The 3,059-nt window shown below is 75.0% G+C and carries 3 protein-coding genes; 1 reads left to right on the top strand and 2 read right to left on the bottom strand.

Translation table 11 applies throughout. The features are described 5' to 3' along the window. A partial coding sequence (locus tag ABWK99_RS15300) for an acyltransferase family protein (protein WP_372595550.1) occupies nt 1-1,492 on the top strand: 1,492 nt, incomplete at its 5' end. Between the two features lie 78 nt (nt 1,493-1,570). Here ABWK99_RS15300 and ABWK99_RS15295 read toward each other — a convergent pair. Together ABWK99_RS15295 and ABWK99_RS15290 are read right to left on the bottom strand one after the other, a co-directional pair. Next, complete coding sequence (locus ABWK99_RS15295; RefSeq protein WP_372595549.1) at nt 1,571-2,104, bottom strand: gamma carbonic anhydrase family protein; 534 nt, start codon at nt 2,102-2,104, stop codon at nt 1,571-1,573. Between the two features lie 176 nt (nt 2,105-2,280). Continuing rightward, nucleotides 2,281-3,059: DeoR/GlpR family DNA-binding transcription regulator (locus ABWK99_RS15290; RefSeq protein WP_372595548.1), on the bottom strand; the 779-nt coding region annotated here is incomplete at its 5' end.

Genomic DNA, 3,059 nt, shown 5'->3' with positions numbered 1-3,059 from the left:
CTCCCTCGCGTGGTCGGTGCACCTGACGGCGAACAACCCGGCGGCCGCGTACTTCGTCACCACGACGCGCATCTGGGAGCTGGCGCTCGGTGGGGCGATCGCGGTGCTCGGCCTGCGGCAGTGGACGCTTCCGCGGCGCCTCTCCGGGCCGGTCGCCCTCCTGGGCCTGGCCGCGGTGCTGGTCGCGGTGCTCGCCTACTCCTCCACCACGCCGTTCCCCGGCGCGGCGGCGCTGCTGCCGACGCTCGGCACCGCAGCGGTGATCCTCGCGCGGGCCCCGGAACGCTCGGCGGCGGGCCGGGTGCTCGGCCTGCGCGGCGCCCAGCTGCTCGGCGACGTCTCCTACTCGACCTACCTGTGGCACTGGCCGCTGATCGTGCTGCTGCCCTTCGCCGTGCACCGCGCGTTGAGCGGGTGGCAGCTCGCCGGGGTCGCCGTGGCCTCGATCGGGCTGGCGTGGCTGACCAAGCGCTTCGTCGAGGACCCGGCGCGCCGTTCCGCGCTGCTCAACCGTTCCGCACTCGCCACCACTGCCCTGCTCGTGGTGTGCACGGCGACGGGCGCGCTGGCCGGGGCGGGCCTGCAGGCCTGGGCGGCTGACCGGTCGGCTCGGGAGATCGCCGCAGCCGAGCAGGCGGTGGCGGCGCACCCCGAGTGCCTGGCCGCCACGGGCCTGCTGTCCGGGGAGGACTGCACTGCGTTCGACGGTCAGCTGTGGACCCCCGCCGTGCAAGCGGCGCAGGACAAGCCGCGCCTGTACGAGGACGGCTGCTGGAACGAGCAGCCGTACGCCACGCGCACCACCTGCACCTACGGTCCGGACGACGCCACCGTCCGCATCGCGCTGGTCGGCAACTCGCATGCGGGGCACTGGTTCCCCCCGGTGGAGCAGATCGCCGAGGACCGCGGCTGGCAGGTCACCACCTACCTCGCCTCCGCCTGCTACCCGGTGGACGTGGACCTGGCGTTCAGCGACGAGGACTCGACCGACGGGTGCTCGGAGTGGAACGCCTGGGTGCGCGGGAAGGTCGCCACCGGCGGCTACGACGTCGTCGTCCTGTCCGCCCGCACCGACCAGCACCTGGCGGACGTGCCTCGCGAGCAGGAGGACGCCGTCGCGCAGGAGGCCTACGCCCGGGTGCTCGACGGCTTCACGGACCTGGGCGCGGGCGTGGTGGTGATCCGCGACACCCCGAACTTCCCGGGCTCGGTACCCGACTGCGTCGGGGCCTCGCCGTCGCAGGACTGCACGGTGCCGCGCGCGGAGGCGCTGGAGGTCGACCCACTGGCCCTCGCCGCCGCGTCCGACGGCTCGGGGCGTGTCGCGCTGCTGGACGCCTCGGACCTGCTGTGCGACAGCGAGCTGTGCCACGGGGTGCTGGGCAACGCCATCGTCATGTTCGACCACGGGCACCTGACGGCGACCTTCTCGCGGTCACTGCGCCCGCTCGTGGAACCGGCCCTCGACGACGCGCTCCGTCGGGCGGGGTAGGGCCGGACGACGTCGGTCTGCGCGCCGGCCGGTCTGCGCGGGTCTGAGCCCTCCGCGGGCCTCAGTCCTGCGCGGCCCTCAGTCCTGCGCGGTCGTCGCTCGCTCGTCGGCCGCGTAGACGCGGGCGCGGGTGACGTAGCGCGCACCGTTGTCCCAGAGCGCGGCGACCTCGTCGTCGGTCAGCTGCCGGCGCACCTTGCCCGGCACCCCCGCCACCAGCGAGCGCGGCGGGATCACGGTGCCCTCGAGCACCACGGCTCCGGCGGCGATCAGCGACTGCCGGCCGACGACGGCCCGCGTGAGCACCGTCGCGTTCATCCCGATGAGGCAGCCCTCCTCGATCGTGCAGCCGTGCACCACCGCGCCGTGCCCCACGCTCACCCCGGCCCCCACGACGGCGGGCGACCCGGCCTCGGTGTGCACCACGACGTTGTCCTGGAGGTTCGCCCCCGGCCCGAGGACGATCTCGTCGATGTCACCGCGCAGCACGGCACCGAACCACACGCTCGCGTCGGCGGCGATCGTGACCTTGCCGATGAGGGAGGCGTTCGGTGCGATCCAGGCCGAGGGGTCGACCTCGGGCGAGCGGCCGGCGAAGGGAAGGGAGACCATGCGGGCCAGCCTACGCAGCGCTCCCGGACGGGCCGCCGGAGCCGCCTGCTTCGAGCCAAGGCACGTGACCGCAACCGCTCGCCGTCGACCGCCCCGGGACCGCGACGGCGGCGGGTCACCACAGGCGCTCGTCCGCGATGGGGCGCCCGGGACCGCACCCGGCGGGTCGTCGCCGCCTACGAGGAGGGGCCCGCGCCGAGGTGATCCGTCGTGGCCGCGACAACCCGGACGCCGGCGGCGGCCAGTCCGGCGACCGCTGCCGAGTCGCCAGGGGCATCCGTGACGACCCCTGCCACCTCTGCCAGCGGGAGCACGAGGAACGGTGAGGCGGCGCCGATCTTCTCGGCGCTCGCCAGCACGTAGGTCTCCGCGGCGCGGCCCGCCAGGGTGCGCTTCATCGCGGCCTCCTCGGCGTCTCCGGTGGTGAGGCCCGCCTCGGCGTGAACGCCCGTGACGCCGAGCAGGAAGAGGTCGGCGCTGACCCGCTGGGCCTCCTCGACGGCCCAGGCTCCGCAGGCGACGACGGAGTGCTTGAAGATCCGGCCGCCCAGGACGAGCACCTCGACCCGCGGGTGCTCGGCGAGGGCCGCTGCGACCGTCGGGCTGTGCGTGACGATCGTCGCGAGGAGGTCGGGCGGGAGTGCCTGGGCGACGGCGAGCGCCGTCGTGCCGCCGTCGAGAATCACGGTCGAGCCGGGCTCGATCAGCGCCGCGGCCGCCCGTGCGACGCGGAGCTTGCCCTCGGGGTGCACGCCCTGGCGGGTGCGGTAGTCGGCCATCGCCGGGGAGGCCGGCAGGGCGCCGCCGTAGACGCGTTGGCACAGGCCGGCGGCGGCGAGCGACCTCAGGTCGCGCCGGATGCTGTCCTCGGAGAGGCCGAGCTCGGCTGCGAGGTCCTTGGCGACGATCCGGCCGTCGACGGCGAGCCGGTGGAGCAGCAGCTCGCGGCGTTGGG

The sequence above is a fragment of the Actinotalea sp. genome (assembly GCF_041597215.1).
Classification (GTDB): domain Bacteria; phylum Actinomycetota; class Actinomycetes; order Actinomycetales; family Cellulomonadaceae; genus Actinotalea.
The sequence above is the reverse complement of the archived record's forward strand: the minus strand, read 5'-3'. Positions and strand labels throughout refer to the sequence as shown.

What these genes read in the sequence shown, in the direction of transcription:
- ABWK99_RS15295 (WP_372595549.1), bottom strand. Translation starts at nt 2,104, where the DNA reads ATGGTCTCCCTTCCCTTCGCCGGCCGCTCGCCCGAGGTCGACCCCTCG.